This is a genomic window from Kitasatospora sp. NPDC056273 (genome assembly GCF_042268845.1).
Lineage (GTDB): Bacteria > Actinomycetota > Actinomycetes > Streptomycetales > Streptomycetaceae > Kitasatospora.
The window spans coordinates 21,926-41,979 of record NZ_JBHJSJ010000029.1 but is presented as its reverse complement, the minus strand read 5'-3'; the positions used below and the strand labels follow the sequence as shown (position 1 = coordinate 41,979).

16 protein-coding genes and 1 pseudogene are annotated in these 20,054 nt (G+C 71.1%); 4 read left to right on the top strand and 13 right to left on the bottom strand.

The window, feature by feature from the left end; genetic code table 11:
• Window positions 1–57 precede the first annotated feature (57 nt).
• From pafA to arc, 7 genes and pseudogenes are all read right to left on the bottom strand, one after another.
• Window positions 58–1,419 (bottom strand): Pup--protein ligase, encoded by a 1,362-nt coding sequence (gene pafA, locus ACFCY1_RS24355; protein WP_049652001.1) that lies wholly within the window; start codon window positions 1,417–1,419, stop codon window positions 58–60.
• Between the two features lie 121 nt (window positions 1,420–1,540).
• Window positions 1,541–2,296 carry a proteasome subunit alpha gene (gene prcA, locus ACFCY1_RS24350; RefSeq protein ID WP_049652000.1) on the bottom strand — a complete coding sequence of 252 codons (756 nt, stop codon included), beginning with the start codon at window positions 2,294–2,296 and terminating at the stop codon, window positions 1,541–1,543.
• A 31-nt stretch (window positions 2,297–2,327) separates the two neighbouring features.
• On the bottom strand, window positions 2,328–3,125 hold the full coding sequence (gene prcB / locus ACFCY1_RS24345) for a proteasome subunit beta (RefSeq protein ID WP_369808298.1): 798 nt from the start codon (window positions 3,123–3,125) through the stop codon (window positions 2,328–2,330).
• A pseudogene (locus ACFCY1_RS24340) lies at window positions 3,122–3,199 on the bottom strand (recombination endonuclease VII); the annotation flags it as partial. The pseudogene ACFCY1_RS24340 and the gene prcB, both read right to left, overlap by 4 nt.
• Before the next feature lie 132 nt (window positions 3,200–3,331).
• Entirely contained in the window at window positions 3,332–3,550 is a 219-nt protein-coding gene (locus ACFCY1_RS24335; protein WP_049652012.1) for a ubiquitin-like protein Pup, read from the bottom strand.
• 174 nt (window positions 3,551–3,724) lie between these two features.
• Window positions 3,725–5,236, bottom strand: a complete 1,512-nt coding sequence (dop, locus tag ACFCY1_RS24330) for a depupylase/deamidase Dop (protein ID WP_049651998.1) — start codon at window positions 5,234–5,236, stop codon at window positions 3,725–3,727.
• A gap of 228 nt (window positions 5,237–5,464) precedes the next feature.
• On the bottom strand, window positions 5,465–7,231 hold the full coding sequence (gene arc / locus ACFCY1_RS24325; protein WP_049651997.1) for a proteasome ATPase: 1,767 nt from the start codon (window positions 7,229–7,231) through the stop codon (window positions 5,465–5,467).
• Between the two features lie 286 nt (window positions 7,232–7,517).
• Here arc and ACFCY1_RS24320 point away from each other — a divergent pair, with 286 nt between their 5' ends.
• A complete protein-coding gene (locus tag ACFCY1_RS24320) occupies window positions 7,518–7,820 on the top strand; it encodes a ferredoxin (RefSeq protein ID WP_049651996.1) in 303 nt (100 codons plus the stop codon).
• A 12-nt stretch (window positions 7,821–7,832) separates the two neighbouring features.
• Here the strand turns inward: ACFCY1_RS24320 and ACFCY1_RS24315 are convergent, their stop codons facing one another.
• The 3 genes from ACFCY1_RS24315 to ACFCY1_RS24305 form a co-directional block, all read right to left on the bottom strand.
• The gene (locus ACFCY1_RS24315) at window positions 7,833–8,444 is read right to left on the bottom strand and encodes a hypothetical protein (protein WP_375876039.1); all 612 of its coding nucleotides are present in this window, start codon (window positions 8,442–8,444) and stop codon (window positions 7,833–7,835) included.
• Window positions 8,445–8,573: 129 nt separating this feature from the next.
• Window positions 8,574–9,533 (bottom strand): tRNA (adenine-N1)-methyltransferase, encoded by a 960-nt coding sequence (locus ACFCY1_RS24310; protein ID WP_049650977.1) that lies wholly within the window; start codon window positions 9,531–9,533, stop codon window positions 8,574–8,576.
• Window positions 9,534–9,579: 46 nt separating this feature from the next.
• On the bottom strand, window positions 9,580–10,791 hold the full coding sequence (locus ACFCY1_RS24305) for a site-2 protease family protein (RefSeq protein WP_049650978.1): 1,212 nt from the start codon (window positions 10,789–10,791) through the stop codon (window positions 9,580–9,582).
• Between the two features lie 166 nt (window positions 10,792–10,957).
• Here ACFCY1_RS24305 and ACFCY1_RS24300 point away from each other — a divergent pair, with 166 nt between their 5' ends.
• Window positions 10,958–11,857, top strand: a complete 900-nt coding sequence (locus tag ACFCY1_RS24300; RefSeq protein WP_049650979.1) for a RecB family exonuclease — start codon at window positions 10,958–10,960, stop codon at window positions 11,855–11,857.
• Window positions 11,858–12,529 carry a response regulator transcription factor gene (locus tag ACFCY1_RS24295; RefSeq protein ID WP_049650980.1) on the top strand — a complete coding sequence of 224 codons (672 nt, stop codon included), beginning with the start codon at window positions 11,858–11,860 and terminating at the stop codon, window positions 12,527–12,529.
• Window positions 12,530–12,626: 97 nt separating this feature from the next.
• Here the strand turns inward: ACFCY1_RS24295 and ACFCY1_RS24290 are convergent, their stop codons facing one another.
• The 3 genes from ACFCY1_RS24290 to metH all read right to left on the bottom strand — a co-directional run bounded on the left by ACFCY1_RS24290 (window position 12,627) and on the right by metH (window position 18,809).
• Entirely contained in the window at window positions 12,627–14,231 is a 1,605-nt protein-coding gene (locus ACFCY1_RS24290; protein ID WP_158077697.1) for an ABC transporter substrate-binding protein, read from the bottom strand.
• 221 nt (window positions 14,232–14,452) lie between these two features.
• Window positions 14,453–15,157, bottom strand: a complete 705-nt coding sequence (locus ACFCY1_RS24285) for an HAD family phosphatase (RefSeq protein WP_049650982.1) — start codon at window positions 15,155–15,157, stop codon at window positions 14,453–14,455.
• Window positions 15,158–15,296: 139 nt separating this feature from the next.
• Entirely contained in the window at window positions 15,297–18,809 is a 3,513-nt protein-coding gene (metH, locus tag ACFCY1_RS24280) for a methionine synthase (RefSeq protein WP_375876038.1), read from the bottom strand.
• A gap of 142 nt (window positions 18,810–18,951) precedes the next feature.
• Between metH and ACFCY1_RS24275 the strand changes: the two genes are divergently transcribed.
• Window positions 18,952–20,046 (top strand): hypothetical protein, encoded by a 1,095-nt coding sequence (locus ACFCY1_RS24275; protein ID WP_198959341.1) that lies wholly within the window; start codon window positions 18,952–18,954, stop codon window positions 20,044–20,046.
• The last annotated feature ends 8 nt before the right edge of the window (window positions 20,047–20,054 follow it).

Here is a 20,054-nt window from a genome sequence, read left to right as displayed (position 1 = left end):
TCCGGCCCCGGTAGACACCACCGGGGCCGGTCGCCGCCTTGATCACACAGCCGGGGGCTACATCCCCGCGATCAGCTTCTCCACCCGCTCGTCCACCGAACGGAACGGGTCCTTGCACAGCACCGTGCGCTGCGCCTGGTCGTTCAGCTTCAGGTGCACCCAGTCGACCGTGAAGTCCCGGCGCTGCTCCTGGGCCCGCCGGATGAAGTCCCCGCGCAGCCGCGCCCGGGTGGTCTGCGGCGGGATCGACTTGGCCTCGAAGGTCTTGAGGTCGGTGGTCACCCGCTGCGCCTGGCCCTTGCCCTGGAGCAGGTAGAACAGGCCGCGGCGGCGGTGGATGTCGTGGTACGCGAGGTCGATCTGCGCCACCCGCGGGTTGGACATGCTCATCTGGTGCTTCTCGCGGTAGCGCTCGATGAGCTTGTACTTCATGATCCAGTCGATCTCCTGGGCGACCCCGTCCAGCCGCTCGCTGCGGACGGCCTCCAGGGTGCGGCCCCACAGGTCGAGGACCCGGGCGACGGTGCCGGTGTTGATGCCCTTGCGGTCCGCGAACTCCAGGGCCTTGGTGTAGTACTCCTCCTGGATGTCCAGCGCGCTGGCCTCCCGGCCGTTGGCGAGCCGCACCTGGTGGGTGCCGGTGAGGTCGTGGCTGACCTCGCGGATCGCCCGGATCGGGTTCTCCAGGGTGAGGTCGCGCATCACCACGCCGGCCTCGATCATCCGCAGCACCAGGTCGGTGGAGCCGACCTTGAGCAGCGTCGTGGTCTCCGACATGTTGGAGTCGCCGACGATCACGTGCAGCCGGCGGTAGCGTTCGGCGTCCGCGTGCGGCTCGTCCCGGGTGTTGATGATCGGGCGCGAGCGGGTGGTGGCGGAGCTGACGCCCTCCCAGATGTGCTCGGCCCGCTGGCTGACGCAGAACACCGCGCCGCGCGGGGTCTGGAGCACCTTGCCCGCGCCGCAGATCAGCTGCCGGGTGACCAGGAACGGGATCAGCACGTCGGCCAGCCGGGAGAACTCCCCGTGCCGGGCGACGCAGTAGTTCTCGTGGCAGCCGTAGGAGTTCCCGGCCGAGTCGGTGTTGTTCTTGAAGAGGTAGACGTCCCCGGCGATGCCCTCCTCGTGCAGCCGGCGCTCGGCGTCCACCAGGAGCCCCTCGAGGATGCGCTCACCGGCCTTGTCGTGCGTCACCAGCTCGACAACGTCGTCGCACTCGGGGGTGGCGTACTCGGGGTGGGAGCCGACGTCGAGGTAGAGGCGGGCGCCGTTGCGCAGGAAGACGTTGCTGCTGCGGCCCCAGGAGACGACCCGGCGGAACAGGTACCGCGCCACCTCGTCCGGGGACAGCCGTCGCTGCCCGCGGAACGTGCAGGTCACGCCGTACTCGTTCTCCAGCCCGAAAATCCGGCGGTCCATGAGCACTCCATTCTCTGTCGGAGCTGTCCGAAACCGCCTCCACGACGACTGGGCCGCCGCAGGGGCACCGGAGTCCCGGACGACGGCGGCGGGGCCGCCGTCCGGGACTCCACAGGCACTGCTACACCGGCGTGCCGTCCGCCGGGTTGTCCTCGTCGTCCGCTTCCGCGGACTGGTCCCCGTCGAGCAGCCGGCCCAGCTGGTTGCCCAGGATCCGCTTGAACTTGCGCTGCTGGAACCGCTGGCGGTCGAGGACCGCCACCTCCAGCTGCTCCGGCGTGAGGCCGCGCGGGCTGCCGCCGTTGGGGTCGCGGGCAAGCGAGTCCACGGCGAGCTTCACCGCCTCGGTGAGGCCGATGCCGGCGCGGTGGCGCTGGCCCAGGTAGTTGCCGATCGAGTCGGCGTTGCCGCCGACCACCACGTAGTTCTTCTCGTCCACGACCGAACCGTCCGGCGTGAGCCGGTAGATCTGGTCGTTGTCGGGGGTGCGGCCGACCTCGGCCACGATCAGCTCGACCTCGTACGGCTTCTCGCCGACCGAGGAGAAGATGGTGCCCAGGGTCTGGGCGTACACGTTGGCCAGGCCGCGGGCCGTGACGTCGGCCCGGTCGTAGGAGTAGCCGCGCAGGTCGGCGTAGCGGACGCCGCCGATGCGCAGGTTCTCGAACTCGTTGTAGCGGCCGACCGCCGCGAAGGCGATCTTGTCGTAGATCTCGGAGACCTTGTGGAGCGCCCTGGAGGTGTTCTCCGCGACGAAGACGATGCCGTCGGCGTAGGTGAGCACGACCACGCTGCGGCCGCGCGCGATGCCCTTGCGGGCGTACTCCGCGCGGTCCGCCATGGCCTGCTGGGGCGAGACGTAGAACGGTGTCGACACCGGCGGTCGTCCCCTTTCTGTGAGGTGATGGCTAGATCAGCGGGGCCTGCGGGCCGTTGGGCCGGTCCAGGCGCTCGTCGGTGATGGCGACGACGATCTCCGTCACCTCCGCGTCGGTGAGCCGGCGGAAGCCGTCCTCGGTGATCAGCGAGACGATCGGGAAGATCTTCCGGGCGAGGTCCGGGCCGCCGGTGGCGGAGTCGTCGTCCGCCGCGTCGTACAGGGCCTGGACGACCAGGGTGGCGGCCTGGTCGGCCGTCAGGCCGTCGCGGTAGAGCTTCTTCAGCGAGCCGCGGGCGAAGACCGAGCCCGAGCCGGTGGCGGCGAAGCCGCGCTCCTCGGACCGCCCGCCGGTGACGTCGTAGTTGAAGATCCGGCCGCGGCCGAGGTCCAGGTCGTAGCCGGCGAACAGCGGCACCACCGCGAGGCCCTGCATCGCCATGCCCAGGTTGCCCCGGATCATGGTGGTGAGCCGGTTGGCCTTGCCCTCCAGGGAGAGCGTGGCGCCCTCGATCTTCTCGTAGTGCTCCAGCTCCAGCTGGAACAGCCGGACCATCTCGACCGCGAGGCCGGCGGTGCCGGCGATGCCGACCGCGCTGTACTCGTCGGCCGGGAAGACCTTCTCCATGTCCCGCTGGGCGATCACGTTGCCCATCGTCGCCCGGCGGTCACCCGCGATCACGACGCCGCCGTCGAAGATCGCGGCCACGAGCGTGGTCCCGTGCGGGGCCTCGACCACGACGCCCTCGGGGAGCCCCCGGAGTCCGGGGACCATCTCCGGCTTGTGCTCGGCGAGGAAGTCGAGGAACGAGGACGACCCCGGGGTCAGGAAGGCAGCCGGTAGACGCCCGGTGCCACGAGTGTTGGCTTCCACACGATTCCTTCCAGGTAGCTTGAAGCGCGCGCTGCCCGCACCCTACCCGCCCGACGATCACTGTCCACGGGTGGAGGGGCCGGTGCCGGACGGCCGGGCGGTGTTCGCCGCCCGGCCGCCCCGATCGGTCGCGACCGTGAATTCGGAATGCCCGGACCGGGCTATTGCCCGCCCTTCTGGACGAATCCGCGAACGAAATCCTCGGCATTCGACTCGAGGACCTCGTCGATTTCGTCCAGAACCGCGTCGACGTCGTCGCTCAGCTTTTCCTGGCGCTCCTTGAGGTCCTCGGAATTCTGGCTTTCCGCGGCCTGCTCCTCGACCTCCTCGGAGGAGCGGTTCGCCCGCTGCTGGCCGCCGCCGGTGTCCTTGCTCGCCATTTCCCTCACCCCGCTCGATTCGTCTGGCACGGTTGGGTCGTTGCTTGCTGCACCGACCCTATACACAAGGTGCGACTGCCGCTCCCGGTTTGCCGGTGGCGCTTCCTGTCCAACACCCGCTGCCACCCCGGATGATTCCCATTCGGCGGACGTTCACCCATGGTGATCGAAAAGTTACCCGCCGGACAGCACCCGGAGCAGGTCCTCGGCCGTGCGGCAGCGGTCCAGCAGCTCCTTGACGTGGTTGCGGGTCCCGCGCAGCGGTTCCAGGGTGGGCACGCGCTGCAGCGAGTCCCGGCCGGGCAGGTCGAAGATCACCGAGTCCCAGGAGGCCGCCGCGACGTGCTCCGCGTACTGCTCCAGGCAGCGCCCGCGGAAGTACGCCCGGGTGTCGTCCGGCGGCTTGGAGACGGCCCGCTCGACCTCGCCCTCGGTGAGCAGCCGCTCGAAGCGCCCGCGGGCCACCAGGCGGTTGTAGAGGCCCTTCTCCGGCCGTACGTCACTGTACTGGAGGTCGACCAGGTGCAGCCGCGGGTTGTCCCACTCCAGGGCGTCCCGGCTGCGGTAGCCCTCCAGGATCTCCCGCTTGGCGACCCAGTCCAGCTGCCGGGACAGCGACATCGGGTCGCGCTCCAGCCGGCCGAGGACGTCCTCCCAGCGGGTCAGCACGTCCACCGTCTGCTCGTCCGCGTCGGTGCCGAAGCGGTCCTCGACGTACTTGCGGGCCAGCTCGAAGTACTCGAGCTGGAGCTGGACGGCGGTGAGCTTGCGCCCGTTGCGCAGGGTGATCAGGTGCTTGAGCGTCGGGTCGTGGGAGACCCGGTGCAGGGTGCGCACCGGCTGGTCGACGGCGAGGTCGGCGGCGATGAACGAGTCCTCGATCATCGACAGCACCAGCGCGGTGGTGCCCAGCTTGAGGTAGGTGGAGATCTCGGAGAGGTTGGCGTCGCCGATGATCACGTGGAGCCGGCGGTACTTCTCGGCGTCGGCGTGGGGTTCGTCCCGGGTGTTGATGATCGGGCGCTTGAGCGTCGTCTCCAGGCCCACCTCGACCTCGAAGTAGTCCGCCCGCTGGCTGAGCTGGAAGCCGTGCGCCGAGCCGTCCTGGCCGATGCCGACCCGGCCGGCGCCGGCGACCACCTGGCGGGAGACGAAGAACGGGGTGAGGTGGCGGACGATGTCGGCGAACGGTGTCGCCCGCTTCATCAGGTAGTTCTCGTGGGTGCCGTAGGAGGCGCCCTTGTTGTCGGTGTTGTTCTTGTACAGGTGGATGGTCTGCCCGTTGGGCAGTTCCAGCGCGCGCTGCGCGGCGGCGGCCATGATCCGCTCGCCGGCCTTGTCCCAGAGCACGGCGTCGCGCGGGTTGGTCACCTCGGGCGAGCTGTACTCGGGGTGCGCGTGGTCCACGTAGAACCGGGCCCCGTTGGTGAGGATGACGTTGGCGAGGCCGATGTCCTCGTCGGTCAGCTGGCTGGCGTCCGCGACCTCGCGGGCCAGGTCGAACCCCCGTGCGTCGCGCAGCGGATTCTCCTCCTCGAAGTCCCAGCGGGCCCGCCGTGCCCGGTGCATCGCCGCCGCGTACGCGTTGACGATCTGGGACGAGGTGAGCATGGCGTTGGCGTTGGGGTGCCCGGGCACGGAGATCCCGTACTCCGTCTCGATGCCCATCACGCGCCGTACGGTCATGCGGCCCTCCTTGCCCGGTGCACCGCCCCCGACGGGCGGAGCACTCTGACGTACCGCCGAACAACACCGGCGCCGGGCCTCTGCCCGCGCACGGTGGGTCGAGCCTAGAACCCGGCGCCGAACGGCGGGCCCGGAGACGCGCCGTCCGGCTGCGGGGCCGCGAGGCGCCACAGCCGGACGGTGTGCGTACAGCTCCGGGGACCGCTGCCGGCCCGGACAACCGCGTGCTTACAGGTACTGCCCCGTGTTGGCGACAGTGTCGATCGAGCGGCCGGACTCGGCGCCCTGCTTGCCGGTGACCAGCGTGCGGATGAAGACGATCCGCTCGCCCTTCTTGCCGGAGATGCGGGCCCAGTCGTCCGGGTTGGTGGTGTTCGGGAGGTCCTCGTTCTCCTTGAACTCGTCGACGCAGGCGGCGAGCAGGTGGGAGACGCGCAGGCCCCGCTGACCGTGGTCGAGGAAGTCCTTGATGGCCATCTTCTTCGCGCGGTCGACGATGTTCTGGATCATCGCGCCGGAGTTGAAGTCCTTGAAGTACAGGACCTCCTTGTCACCGTTGGCGTAGGTGACCTCCAGGAAGCGGTTCTCCTCGGTCTCGGAGTACATCCGCTCCACCACCGACTGGATCATCGCGACCACCGTGGCCTCGACGGAGCCCTCGTGCTCCTTGAGGTCGTCCGGGTGGAACGGCAGCGAGTCCTTGAGGTACTTGGAGAAGATGTCCTTCGCGGCCTCGGCGTCCGGGCGCTCGATCTTGATCTTGACGTCCAGGCGGCCGGGCCGCAGGATCGCCGGGTCGATCATGTCCTCGCGGTTCGAGGCGCCGATGACGATGACGTTCTCCAGGCCCTCCACGCCGTCGATCTCGGCGAGCAGCTGCGGGACGATGGTGTTCTCCACGTCCGAGCTGACGCCGGAACCGCGGGTGCGGAACAGCGACTCCATCTCGTCGAAGAAGACGATGACGGGCGTGCCCTCGCCCGCCTTCTCCCGGGCCCGCTGGAACACCAGGCGGATCTGCCGCTCGGTCTCGCCCACGTACTTGTTGAGCAGCTCGGGCCCCTTGATGTTGAGGAAGTAGCTCTTCCCCTGGGGGCGTCCGGTGACCTCGGCCACCTTCTTCGCCAGCGAGTTGGCGACCGCCTTGGCGATCAGCGTCTTGCCGCAGCCGGGCGGGCCGTAGAGCAGCACGCCCTTGGGCGGGCGCAGCTCGTACTCCTTGAAGAGGTCGGCGTGCAGGTACGGCAGCTCGACCGCGTCGCGGATCAGCTCGATCTGGTTGCTCAGGCCGCCGATCTGGCGGTAGTCGATGTCCGGGACCTCCTCGAGGACCAACTCCTCGACCTCGGACTTCGGGACGACCTCGAAGACGTAGCCGGAGCGGGGCTCCAGCAGCAGGGCGTCCCCGGACCGGATGGTCAGCCCGCGCAGCGGTTCGGCGAGGCGCACCACCCGCTCCTCGTCGGTGTGGCCCAGCACCAGGGCGCGCTCGCCGTCCTCCAGGAGCTCCTTGAGGGTGACGATCTCGCCGATGTTCTCGAAGGCCATCGCGTCCACGATGTTGAGGGCCTCGTTGAGCATCACTTCCTGGCCGCGCCGCACCTCGTCGAGGGCGACGCTCGGGCTGACGTTCACGCGGAGCTTGCGCCCGCCGGTGAAGATGTCCGCGGTGCCGTCCTCGTTCGCGTCGAGGAAGGTGCCGAAGCCGGCCGGGGGCTGTGCCAGCCGGTCCACTTCCTCCTTGAGGGCCACGATCTGGTCGCGGGCCTCTCGCAGGGTGGAGGCGAGCCGTTCGTTCTGGGCGGTCACGCCCGCCAGGTTGGTCTGGAGCTCGACGATCCGCTCTTCGAGGATCCTCGAATTGCGCGGCGAGTCGGCGAGCTTGCGGCGCAGCACGGCGATTTCCTGCTCAAGGTACGAGACCTGAGCGGCCTCGTCGGAACCACGAGCGGGCCTGCCGGTGCTGCGGTTGTAGTCGTCATCGTGGGCTGCCACGGTCCTCACCTCCTCCGGGGAGCTGGACGCTTCCAGACCCTACCTGGGACCAGGGGTCCGTAAACCCCTAGATCAAGAAAGATGGAACGGGCGTGTCCGATCTTCGCCCCAGCGTGCTTCCCCTCTGCTAAGGGGGATACCCACCGCGCACCACCCAAAGCGGGCCAGATGTATCGTCGAGCGAAGTGATATCCGATCGCGACCACAAGTCGAGGTCCGATCGTTGTACGAATGGCGGGATTGCTCCAGGAATAGGGGCGACCCGGGACAGAAACGGCAGGGGACCATGTCGGTGACCGAGCAGACGGCGGCGGCCGAGGCGCTGGAGGTGTGGATCGACCAGGATCTGTGCACCGGTGACGGCATCTGCGTGCAGTACGCGCCCGAGGTCTTCGAGCTCGACATCGACGGGCTGGCCTACGTGAAGGGGCCGGACGACGAGCTGCGCCAGCAGCCCGGGGAGAGTGCCCCGGTGCCGCTGACGATCCTTCAGGACGTGGTGGACTCGGCGAAGGAGTGCCCCGGCGACTGCATCCACGTGCGCCGGGTCGCCGACCGGGTCGAGGTGTACGGCCCCGACGCGGAGTAGAACGGGCCGGGCTCAGGCCTGGTGGAGCGGGGCGGCGGTCTGGGAGCGTTCCCAGCCGCCGCTCCGCTGCGTCCAGGTGAGGTCGAGCGAGATGTCGGGCCGGAACCGCGGCACGTCCTCGCTCGAATACCCCTGCGCGTGGCCGGTGATGGCGCCGTCCGAACGCACCGCGATCCGGCTCACGGTGAGGTTCTCGCGCTCGGGGAGCAGGGTGGCCACCACCTCGGAGCGCCCGCCCGGGCCGAAGCCGAGCAGGTAGACGGCGTCCGGCGGGGTGCCGGTCTCGGTGGCGCAGTGCGCGGCGACCACCGTGCCGGGGCGTCCGTCGCCGAGCCGGGCCGGCACGCTGAGCGCCGTCTTGACCGGGAACGGGCCGCAGTCCAACGGGAGTTGGGCCCGGGCCGGGTCGGGGGCGGCGCTCGCGACGAGGGCCTGGGGGGTGCCGTGCGCGGGCACCGGGGTGCCGGTCGCCGGAGAGGCCGCGAGCGCGGCCGCCACCACCGCGCCGCAGCCGGCCAGGGCGACGGCCCAGTGCCAGGGGACGGTGCGCGCGCGCCCGGGCCCGGAACGGCCCCGCGGTGTCTGCTGTCCAACCGTCGCCGTCGTCCCGACCGCGGTCTCCACCAGGCGTCCCCTCCAGCGCTCCAAGAGCCAAGGCGTGAGCCAGCATCGTCCCACACCGTGATCGGCGGAATGCGAAAGGGGTGGTACGAGCGGTGTGCTCGTACCACCCCTTGTCGGTGGGTTCGGGGCTCAGCCCAGGTCGGGCTGGTCCGCCTCCGTGGCCTGGGCGGCCTTGCGGGCGGCGGCGCGCTCCTGGAGGGTGGGCTCGGGCGTCCCGTTGTCGTAGTCCTCGCCGTACGCGCCCTTGGCCGGACGGCGGCGGCGCAGCGGCGGCTCGACGCCGTCCGCCAGGCGGCGGGCGGTGAGCAGGAAGCCGGTGTGGCCGATCATCCGGTGGTCCGGGCGGACCGCCAGGCCCTCCAGGTGCCAGGTGCGGACCATGGTCTCCCAGGCCTGCGGCTCGGTGAAGGTGCCGTGGTCGCGCAGCGCCTCGACGGTCTTCGACATCTGCGTGGTGGTGGCCACGTAGCAGCAGATGAGGCCGCCGGGGACGAGCGCCTTGGAGGCGACGTCCAGGCACTCCCAGGGCGCCAGCATGTCGAGGATGACGCGGTCGACGTCGGTCTCGACCAGGTTGTCCTGGAGGTCGCCGACGGTGAGCTTCCACGCCGGGTGCGGGCCGCCGAAGTAGCGCTCGACGTTGCCCTGGGCGATGTCGGCGAAGTCCTGCCGGCGCTCGTAGGAGGCCAGCATGCCGGTGTCGCCGACGGCGCGCAGCAGGTAGGTGGAGAGCGCGCCGGAGCCGACGCCGGCCTCGACGACGCGGGCGCCGGCGAAGATGTCGGCCATCGCCAGGATCTGCCCCGCGTCCTTGGGGTAGATCACGGCGGCGCCGCGCGGCATGGACAGGACGTAGTCGGGGAGCAGGGGGCGCAGCGCGAGGTACGGGACGTTCCCCGTGGTGCGCACGACCGTGCCTTCGGGGGCGCCGATCAGCTCGTCGTGCGGGAACGCACCCTTGTGGGTGTGGAACTGGTTCCCGGCCTGGAGCGTGAACGTGTAGTGGCGACCCTTGGGGTCGGTCAGCTGGACCTGGTCCCCGACCTGGAAGGGCCCGCGTCGGCGGGCGGCACCGGTCGGTTCGGACATGCGGACAATCCTAAGGGAAGCGGAGCCTTCCGCCTTACCACCATGATCAGCGGCCGGAGACGGCGGCGGTCAGCCGCTGCTCGATGTCGCTGAGCGCGGCCACGCCGTACACCCGGCCGTCCGGCTCGACCACCAGGTACTCCCCCGCCGGGGTGGCCTGGACGGCCCGCAGCAGGTCCTCGCCGCCGAGGTCGGCGTCCAGCCGCAGCCCGGGTTCGAGGTCGCGGGCGAGCGGGCCGACGGCCACCCAGGGGCGGCGGTGCTCGGGCACCGAGCGGACGGCGGACTCCCGGACGAGGGCGATCGGCTCGCCCCGGCCGTCCACCACGATCACCGCGCCGGCCCCGGCCTCGCGGGCGCGGCGCAGCGCCTCGCCGAGCGGGGTGTCGGCGGTGACCTCGACGGCCCGCCGGGCCAGCTCGCGCAGCCGCAGGGAGGGCAGCACCTCCTTGAGCCGGGCGTTGCGCAGGCTGCCGGTGGCGCCGTTCCAGATGATCGCGGCGAGCACCGCGGCCAGCACCGCGTCCACCAGGGTGTCGGTGGTGGTGCGCTCGACCCCGCGGGCGGCGCTCAGCAGCGGCAGGCCGATCAGCACGGCGACGGCCAGCCCGCGGCCGACCCAGGCGGCGGCCACCGTGCCGGTCATCGGCCGGCCGGTGATCGCCCAGACGACCGCGCGCAGCATCCGGCCGCCGTCCAGCGGCAGGCCGGGCAGCAGGTTGAAGGCGGCGACCACCAGGTTGGAGACCATCAGGCCGGTGAGCAGCACCCCGGGCACGGTGGACAGCTCCACCGCCCGCACCCCGAGGTAGAACACGCCGCCGAGCAGCAGCGAGAGCAGCGGGCCGACGAAGGCCAGCCAGAACTCCCGCCAGGGGCTCTCCGCCTCGTTCTCGATCTCGGAGACCCCGCCGAAGAACTGGAGCTGGATCCGCCGCACCCCGAGCTTGTACCGCAGTGCGACCAGCGTGTGGGCGAGCTCGTGCACCAGGACGGAGGCGTAGAAGGCGACCGCGAAGAAGAACGCGACCAGGTAGCGGGCGCCGCCGAGGTCGGGCAGCACGTCGCCCAGCTGCCCGCCGAACACCCAGGTGATCAGCGCGGCGATGACGAACCAGGAGGGGGTGACGTAGATGGGCACGCCGAAGGGCCGGCCCATCAGGATTCCGCCGCGGCGCTCGGGCGGCGGCGCGGCCGGGCGCCCGTCGCCCGCCTGCGGTGGCTGTTCGGAGGGCTGCTGCCCCCTGCTGTCGCTCACCGTGATCCCTTCGGTCGTCTCCCCCGTCGTGCCCGGTGCGCCCACGCTACGTGATCGCGGCCCCCCGGCGCTGCGCGGCCCTCCTTCTGCCTTCATACCCACTCACCGGCGGCTGTGGCAGCACCGTGGCAGCGGGATGACAGCAAAGGGCAATAGGGTCGTAGCCATGCAGCACACCCAGACCAGCAGTGCCGCCGGGCGCCCGGCGGCACCCCCGACCGGGCTCTCCCCGTCCCGAGCGGGGGACTTCCTCACCTGTCCCCTGCTGTACCGGCTGCGGGTGATCGACCGGCTGCCCGAGCCGCCGAGCTCGGCGGCGACCCGGGGCACGCTGGTGCACGCGGTGCTGGAGCGGCTGTTCGACAGCCCGGCGGCCGAGCGGACCCCGGACCGGGCGCTGGGCCTGCTGCGCCCGCAGTGGGAGCGGCTGCTGGGCGAGCGCCCGGAGCTGGGCTCGCTGTTCCCGGACGACCCGGACGGTGCGGCGCTCACCCGCTGGCTGGCGGACGCCGAGAAGCTGGTCGGCCAGTGGTTCCGGCTGGAGGACCCGACCCGGCTGCACCCGGTGGAGCGGGAGCTGTACGTGGAGACGGCCCTGGACTCGGGGCTGCTGCTGCGCGGCTACATCGACCGGGTGGACGTCGCCCCGACCGGCGAGGTCCGGCTGGTGGACTACAAGACCGGCCGGGCGCCCTCGCGGGACTTCGAGGGCAAGGCGATGTTCCAGATGAAGTTCTACGCCCTGGTGGTGTGGCGCTGGAAGGGCGTGCTCCCCAAGCGCCTCCAGCTGGTCTACCTCGGCGGGGGCGGGGACGTGGTCAGCTACGACCCGGACGAGGCGGACCTGCTCGCGGTGGAGCGCAAGCTCCGGGCGCTGTGGGAGCGGATCGGCCACGCGGTGGCCACCGGGGACTTCCCGGCGACCCGCAACCGCCTCTGCGACTGGTGCGACCACCAGGCCAGCTGCCCGGAGTTCGGCGGCACCCCGCCGCCGTACCCGCTGCCGCTGGCCCGTACGTCGGATGAAAGCGATCCCACGGGGGATCCGATGAGCAAGGAGTCCTAGGTGACGATCCGAGTGCTGCTGGTCGACGACCAGCCGCTGCTGCGCACCGGTTTCCGGATGATTCTGGAGGCCGAGTCCGACCTGGTGGTGGTCGGCGAGGCCGGCGACGGCCAGCAGGCGCTGGACCAGGTGCGGGCGCTGCAGCCCGACGTGGTGCTGATGGACATCCGGATGCCCAGGATGGACGGCGTCGAGGCGACCCGCCGGATCGCCGGCCCGGGGCGCGACGGCCCGGCCAAGGTGCTGGTGCTGACCACCTTCGACCTGGACGAGTACGTGGTGGAGGCGCTGCGCGCGGGTGCCAGCGGCTTCCTGCTGAAGGACGTCCCGGCCGAGGAGCTGGTGCAGGCGATCCGGGTGGTCGCGGACGGCGCGGCGATGCTGGCGCCGAGCATCACCCGCCGGCTGCTGGACATGTACGCCACCAAGCTGCCCTCGGGCGACGAGGCGCCGCCGCAGGCGCTGGGCGCGCTGACCGAGCGTGAGCTGGAGGTGCTGAAGCTGGTGGCGCGCGGGCTGTCGAACGCGGAGATCGCGGCCGAGCTGTTCGTCAGCGAGACCACCGTGAAGACCCACGTGGGCCATGTGCTGACCAAGCTCCAGCTGCGCGACCGGGTGCAGGCGGCGGTGTACGCCTACGAGAGCGGGCTGGTGCGCCCGGGCGCCCTGTAGCGGGCCGCTAGCGGCCCCAGGGCGGCAGAAACGTCACGGCGGCCCGCCTGCTCCCCCGTACCGACGGGGAAGCGGGCGGGCCGCCGTCCTGCGGGCGCTACTTGTTGGTCCGGCTGATCTCCCAGAAGCGGAAGTAGCCGGTGGTGTCGACGGTGGACTCGACGCCGGTGACGTACGAGCGGGCCGCGAAGAAGGACTTGTTCTGGTACAGCGGGATCAGCGGCACGTTCTCGGCCTCGATCTGCTGTATCTGCGCGTAGGTGCCGGCCGCGGCGCTGCGGTCGGTCTGCTTGAGGCCCTCCGGCACCAGCCGGCCGCTGATCCGCGGGTCGTCCCAACCGTGGTGGTACGCACCGCCGTTGATCAGCAGCGGGGCGAGGTAGTTGTCCGGGTCCGGGTAGTCGGCGAACCAACCGATGATGTACGCCTGGTACTTGCTCTCGGCCCAGCCCTTGCGGTACGAGTCCCAGTCCGGCTCCTGGGCGAGCGTCACCTGGAACAGGCCGCCGGTCTCCAGCTGCTTCTTCAGCGTCTCGGCCTCGTTGCTGCCGGCCCGCGAACGGGACCAGGTCAGCGTGAACTTGACCGGGGTCTGGACCTTGGCGTCGGCCAGGATCTTCTTGGCCTTGTTCACGTCCTGGTCGCCGTAGCGGTCGAAGAAGGCCGTGGTGTGGCCGGGCAGGCCGGCCGGGACCATGGAGTAGAGCGCCTGGACGGTGCGGGCGAAGACGTCGCGGGCCAGCGCCTTGCGGTCCATCATCTGGGCGACGGCCTGGCGGACCGCGACGTTGCTCATCAGCGGGTCCTTGGTGTTGAGGACCAGCGAACGGGTGTCGTTGCTGTCGCCCTCGGTCACCTGGAGGTCGGCCTTGCCGCCCTGCTGGTCGGAGCGGACCTGGGCGGCGGTGTTCGGCTCCAGGCTGTTGTCGGTGAGGTCGATCTCGCTCTTGTCCAGCGCGGTCTTCAGGTCCTCGGCCTTGTCGAAGTACCGCACGGTGAACTTGCTGTTCCGGAGCTTGGCCTCGCCGCCGTACTTGTCGTTGGCCGACAGCACGACCTTGCCCAGCTGCTTGCCGCCGTTCAGGTTCTCGACCGAGTCGATGCGGTACGGGCCGGAGCCGATCAGCTTGTCGTTGGGGACGACCTTGTCGGCGGGGTAGACCTGGTGGTCCACGATGGCGCCGGCCGGGCTCGCCAGCTTGGCCGGCAGGGTGGCGTCGGGCGCGGAGAGGTGGAAGAGCACCTCGTTGTCGCCCTTGGCCTCGACGGACTTGATCGAGTCCAGCAGTTCGACCGGGCCGTTCTGGTCGTTGATCTTCTTGGTGCGCTCGATCGAGAAGACCACGTCCTGGGCCGTCATCGGGTGCCCGTTGGAGAACTTCAGACCGGGCTTCAGGGTGCAGTGGTACTCGGTGGCCTCGGCGCTGGTGAACTCGCAGGACTGCGCGGCGTCCGGGGAGGGCGCGCTGGCGGCGGCCTGGAAGGTGAGCAGCGACTGGAAGGTGTTGCGCAGCAGCAGCCAGGAGCCGGAGTCGTAGGCGGCGGCCGGGTCCAGGACACCGGTCAGCTGGCTGGTGCCCATGGTGATGGACTTGCCGCTGTCCCCCTTGACCACGTCGGTCACCGATCCGCAGCCCGCCACCGACACGGCGACCAGGCCGGCGCAACCGAGTACTGCCAGGCGTTCAGCTGAAGTCTTCACGAGGCGCGTCCTTCTGGGTGGCACGAACTGGAGTAGCGTGCCATATCGAACACGCACGACCGGTACCCGTGCAGATGACGTTTGGGACACGGTCGTTGAGGGCATCACCGGGCGCCCGACGAGTTGTCAGCCAATGACCGTTTTCTCCCCCGGCAGCGCCGGTCCGGGGGCTCGCCGGGCCTCGTACCGGCGAGTAGAGCCGTCTCGCAATGAGACGACAATCACACTCGCGAGGCGACCAGGGAGCGCAGCAGGTCGAGGTCGACCTGCTCCAGCGAGGACACCACCAGCCGCCCCGGAGCCGGCTCGACCGGCGCCACCGAGGGCACCGCGATCACCGGGCAGCCGGCCGCCTCGCCCGCCCGCACCCCGGTCGGGGTGTCCTCGACCACCACGCAGCGGGCCGGCTCCGCGCCCAGCCGCCGGGCCGCCTCCAGGTACGGGTCCGGGAACGGCTTGGTGCGCGGCACCTCGTCCCCGCCGATGCTGAAGGCGAAGTGGTGGGCGCCCAGCGAGCGCAGCACGATGTCGATCACGTGCCGGTGCGAGGCGGACACCAGGGCGGCCGGGATGCCGTGCGCGGCAAGGGTGTTGAGCAGCCGCTCGGCGCCCGGCATGAGCGGCACGCCGCCCGCCAGCAGGTCGACGAAGCGCTGGTTGACCAGCACGCCGAGGTCCGCCGGCGCGATGTCCGCACCGGTCCGGGCGACCAGGTACTCCATCACCCTGGCCATCGGGCCGCCGACCACGTGGGCGCGGTCCGCCTCGTCCAGCTCGTGGCCCAGCTCGGCGAAGAGCGAGGCCTCGGCCTGCCACCAGAAGTCCTCGGTGTCCACCAGCGTCCCGTCCATGTCCAGCAGCACCGCCTGGAGCCCGCGGTCGTCCCCGTGGTCGAGGATGCGCGTGGCAGTGGGGCTGGTGGTCATGGCGGGGGTCCTTCCGGCAGGCCCGGGCGGCCCCGGGGAAGGCACGGGCCGGCCCGCAGGTGAGCGGACCGGCCCGTTCAGGATCATCAAGGATACGCCCGCTTCGTCCGGAAAGAGCGAATGCGGCGGGAACCGGGGGTTACCGGGCGTTGAAGTACTTCGCCTCCGGGTGGTGGATCACGATCGCGTCGGTGGACTGCTCCGGGTGGAGCTGGAACTCCTCGGAGAGCACCACACCGATCCGCTCCGGCTTCAGCAGCTCGGCGATCTTGGCCCGGTCCTCCAGCTCGGGGCAGGCCCCGTAGCCGAGCGAGAAGCGGGCGCCGCGGTACTTGAGCGCGAACATGTCCTTGACGTCCTGCGGGTCCTCGCCGGAGAAGCCCAGCTCGTAGCGGACCCGCGCGTGCCAGAACTCGGCCAGCGCCTCGGCCAGCTGCACCGAGAGGCCGTGCAGCTCCAGGTAGTCCCGGTAGGAGTTCTCGGCGAACAGCTCGTTGGCCGCCTCGGAGATCCGGTTGCCCATGGTGACCACCTGGAGGCCCACCACGTCCCGCACCCCGGACTCCTCCGGGCGGAAGAAGTCGGCCAGGCAGAGCCGGCGCCCGCGCCGCTGGCGCGGGAAGGTGAAGCGGGTGCGCTCGGTGCCGTCCTCGTGGAAGACGATCAGGTCGTCGCCCTTGGAGTTGGCCGGGTAGTAGCCGTAGACCACGGCGGCCTCCAGCCAGCCCTCGGTCTGCAGGCGGTCCAGCCAGGCCCGCAGCCGCGGCCGGCCCTCGGTCTCCACCAGCTCCTCGTAGGACGGCCCGTCGCCGGCCCGGGAGGCCTTCAGGCCCCACTGGCCCTTGAACAGCGCGTCCTCGTCCAGCCAGGAGGCGTAGTCCGCGAACGGGATGCCCTTGACGATCCGGTCGCCCCAGAACGGCGGGACGGGCACGGCGTTGTCGACGGCGACGTCGGAGCGGATCTGGCCGAGGTTGACCTCGGGCTCCGGCTCCTCCACCTCGACCCGGGCGTGCCGGCGCTGCTTGAGCTCCGGCAGGGCCGCGCCGGGCACGCCGCGCTTGACCGCGATCAGCGCGTCCATCAGCCGCAGGCCCTCGAAGGCGTCCCGGGCGTAGCGGACCTCGCCCTCGTAGATCTCGTGCAGGTCCTGCTCGACGTAGGCCCGGGTGAGCGCGGCGCCACCGAGGATCACCGGGAAGCTCGCGGCCAGCTTGCGCTGGTTCAGCTCCTCCAGGTTCTCCTTCATGATCACGGTGGACTTCACCAGCAGGCCGGACATCCCGATGACGTCCGCGTTGTGCTCCTGCGCGGCGTCCAGGATCGCCGAGACCGGCTGCTTGATGCCCAGGTTGACCACGTTGTAGCCGTTGTTGGACAGGATGATGTCGACCAGGTTCTTGCCGATGTCGTGGACGTCGCCCTTGACGGTGGCCAGCACGATGGTGCCCTTGCCCTCGCTGTCGGACTTCTCCATGTGCGGCTCCAGGTGGGCCACCGCGGTCTTCATCACCTCGGCGGACTGGAGCACGAAGGGCAGCTGCATCTGGCCGGAGCCGAAGAGCTCGCCGACCACCTTCATGCCGGACAGCAGGGTGTCGTTGATGATCTCCAGCGCGGGCCGACCGGCCAGCGCCTCGTCCAGGTCGGCCTCCAGGCCCTTGCGCTCGCCGTCGATGATCCGGCGCTGGAGGCGCTCGTCCAGCGGCAGCGCGGCCAGCTCCTCCGCCTTGGACGCCTTGACCGAGGCCGAGGAGACGCCGTCGAACAGCTCCAACAGGTGCTGCAGCGGGTCGTAGCCGTCCCGGCGGCGGTCGTAGACCAGGTCGAGGGCGGCCTCGCGCTGGTCCTCGGGGATCCGGGAGATCGGCAGGATCTTGGAGGCGTGCACGATCGCCGAGTCCAGGCCGGCCTCCACGCACTCGTGCAGGAAGACCGAGTTCAGCACCACCCGGGCGGCCGGGTTGAGGCCGAAGGAGATGTTGGACAGGCCCAGCGTGGTCTGCACGGCCGGGCGGCGGCGCTTGAGCTCGCGGATCGCCTCGATGGTCTCGATGCCGTCCCGGCGGGACTCCTCCTGGCCGGTGGCCAGGGTGAAGGTGAGGCAGTCGACCAGGATGGAGCCCTCGTCGACGCCGTAGTCGGCGGTGAGCTCGGCGATCAGCCGCTCGGCGATCTCGACCTTCTTGTCGGCGGTGCGGGCCTGGCCCTCCTCGTCGATGGTCAGCGCGATCAGGCCGGCACCGTGCTCGCGGGCCAGCGAGGCGATCCGGCCGAAGCGCGAGTCCGGGGCGTTGCCGTCCTCGTAGTTGACCGAGTTGAGCACCGCGCGGCCGCCGAGCGCCTCCAGGCCGGCCCGCAGCACCTGCGGCTCGGTGGAGTCCAGCACGATCGGCAGGGTGGAGGCGGTGGCCAGCCGGCCGGCGATCTCCTTCATGTCGGCGACGCCGTCGCGGCCGACGTAGTCCACGCAGAGGTCCAGCAGGTGGGAGCCGTCCCGGATCTGGTCGCGGGCGATCTCCACGCAGGCCTGCCAGTCGCCGGCCAGCATCGACTCGCGGAACTTCTTCGAGCCGTTGGCGTTGGTGCGCTCGCCGATCGCCAGGTACGAGGTGTCCTGGCGGAACGGCACGGCCTGGTACAGCGAGGCCGCCGAGGGCTCGGGGCGGGGGTCGCGCGGGGCGATCGGGCGGCCCTGGACCCGCTCGACCACCTGGCGCAGGTGCTCGGGGGTGGTGCCGCAGCAGCCGCCGACCAGCGAGAGGCCGTACTCGCGGGTGAACACGTCATGGGCGTCGGCCAGTTCGGCCGGGGAGAGCGGGTAGTGGGCGCCGTCCTTGCCGAGCACCGGCAGGCCCGCGTTCGGCATGCAGGACAGGCCGATCCGGGCGTTCTTGGCCAGGTAGCGCAGGTGCTCGCTCATCTCGGCCGGGCCGGTGGCGCAGTTGAGGCCGATGTAGTCGACGCCCAGCGGCTCCAGCGCGGTGAGCGCGGCGCCGATCTCCGAGCCGAGCAGCATGGTGCCGGTGGTCTCCACCGTCACCTGCACCAGCACCGGCAGGTCCAGGCCGGCCTCGGCCAGGGCCCGCTTGGAGCCCAGGATGGCGGCCTTGGTCTGCAGCAGGTCCTGGCTGGTCTCGACCAGCAGCGCGTCGGCGCCGCCGGCGATCAGGCCGGCCGCGTTCTGCTGGAACCCGTCGCGCAGCGTCTCGTACGGGGCGTGGCCGAGCGTCGGCAGCTTGGTGCCGGGGCCGATCGAGCCGAGCACCCAGCGGGTGCGGCCGTCGGCGGCGGCGTGGGCGTCGGCCGCCTCGCGGGCGATCCGGGCGCCGGACTCGGACAGCTCGAAGATCCGCTCGGCGATCTCGTACTCGCCGAGGGCGCTGAAGTTGGCGCCGAAGGTGTTGGTCTCCACGCAGTCCACGCCCACCGCGAAGTAGGCCTCGTGGACGGACCGGACGATGTCCGGGCGGGTGATGTTGAGGACCTCGTTGCAGCCTTCGAGGTTCTGGAAGTCCTCCAGCGTCGGGTCCTGCGCCTGGAGCATGGTGCCCATGGCACCGTCGGCGACCACCACCCGGGTGGCGAGCGCTTCACGCAGCGCGTTCGCACGGTTCTGCTGAGTGATGGACGGGGTGGCTGCTGTGGCCATGGGCTTCTCCCTGGTGCGACGGCTGTCGGCTTTGCGGACCCGCTTGCTCGGGCCCGCACGTGGCCAGGGTATCCGGCCCACGGGTCGGCCCGCCGTTCCATTCCGTATCCTGAGCGTTCGACCGCAAGGGGGGAGCAAGCGCGTGGCCCGATTCGGGACCTCCGCGCAGCGAGCCGGTCGGGCCCTGACGGCCCCGTTCCGCGTGCTGCGCGACCGCTGGCGGGCGTGGTCGTGGTGGCGCCGGTCACTGCTGGCCCTGGTGCTGGTGGCGGCCGTGCCGGCCACCGCGCTGGGCTCGGTGTTCGTACTGTTCCGGCTGCACTACACCGGCGAGCCCGCCGCCGACGCCCGCACCCGGGGCCGGGACGCGCTCTGGCTCGGCCACGCCTGGGTGGACGGCCGCAGGACCGAGGCCGACGTGGCCGCGCTCGGCCGGCTACTGGCCGGCACCGGCATCCGGGACCTCTACGTGCACACCGGCCCGCTGGAGCACGACGGCTCGCTGCCGCCCGCCGTCCACCCCCGGGGCCGCTGGTTCACCGACACCGTGCACCGGGAGCTGCCCGGCGTACGGCTGCAGGGCTGGCTGGGCGACGAGGTCAAGCCGGAGAAGGACGCCCTGGACCTGGAGGACGGCCCGACCCGGGACCGGGTCACCGCCTCCGCCCGCCAGGTGCTGGACCTCGGCTTCGACGGGGTGCACTTCGACATGGAGCCGATCCGCCCGGGTTCGGCGGGCTGGCTGGCCCTGCTCGACCAGGTCCGCCCGGTCACCGCGGGGCGCGGCGCCAAACTGTCGGTGGCGGCCCCGCAGATCGACCCGGTCCCCGGCCTGCACACGGCCGGGATCCTGCTCACCGACCACGGCAAGTGGTGGGACCAGGCGTACTTCACCGAGACCGCCCGCCGGGTCGACCAGATCGCGGTGATGAGCTACGACACCTCGATGCCCACCGAGCCGCTGTACGGCGGCTACGTCGCCCGGCAGACCGAACTCGCCCTGCGGGCCACCCCGGCCGACGTGGACCTGCTGATGGGCCTGCCGTTCTTCTGGGACGACAAGTGGGGGCACTGGGGCGACGCCGAGACCGTCCGGGCCGCCGTCCGGGGCGTCCGGCTGGGCCTGGGCCGGGAGGACCGGCGGCGGGCCGGCTTCGGCGTCGCGCTGTACGTGGACTTCGCCGCGCTGCCCGAGCACTGGACGGCGTACCGCGACGGCTGGGTGGACCCGGAGTAGCGCGCCCG

Coding starts and splice junctions, on each gene's coding strand:
- pafA (WP_049652001.1), bottom strand. CDS start 1,419: ATGGACCGCCGGATTTTCGGGCTGGAGAACGAGTACGGCGTGACCTGC.
- ACFCY1_RS24335 (WP_049652012.1), bottom strand. CDS start 3,550: ATGGCGAGCAAGGACACCGGCGGCGGCCAGCAGCGGGCGAACCGCTCC.
- dop (WP_049651998.1), bottom strand. CDS start 5,236: ATGACCGTACGGCGCGTGATGGGCATCGAGACGGAGTACGGGATCTCC.
- ACFCY1_RS24320 (WP_049651996.1), top strand. CDS start 7,518: ATGTCGGTGACCGAGCAGACGGCGGCGGCCGAGGCGCTGGAGGTGTGG.
- ACFCY1_RS24310 (WP_049650977.1), bottom strand. CDS start 9,533: ATGTCCGAACCGACCGGTGCCGCCCGCCGACGCGGGCCCTTCCAGGTC.
- ACFCY1_RS24300 (WP_049650979.1), top strand. CDS start 10,958: ATGCAGCACACCCAGACCAGCAGTGCCGCCGGGCGCCCGGCGGCACCC.
- ACFCY1_RS24285 (WP_049650982.1), bottom strand. CDS start 15,157: ATGACCACCAGCCCCACTGCCACGCGCATCCTCGACCACGGGGACGAC.
- metH (WP_375876038.1), bottom strand. CDS start 18,809: ATGGCCACAGCAGCCACCCCGTCCATCACTCAGCAGAACCGTGCGAAC.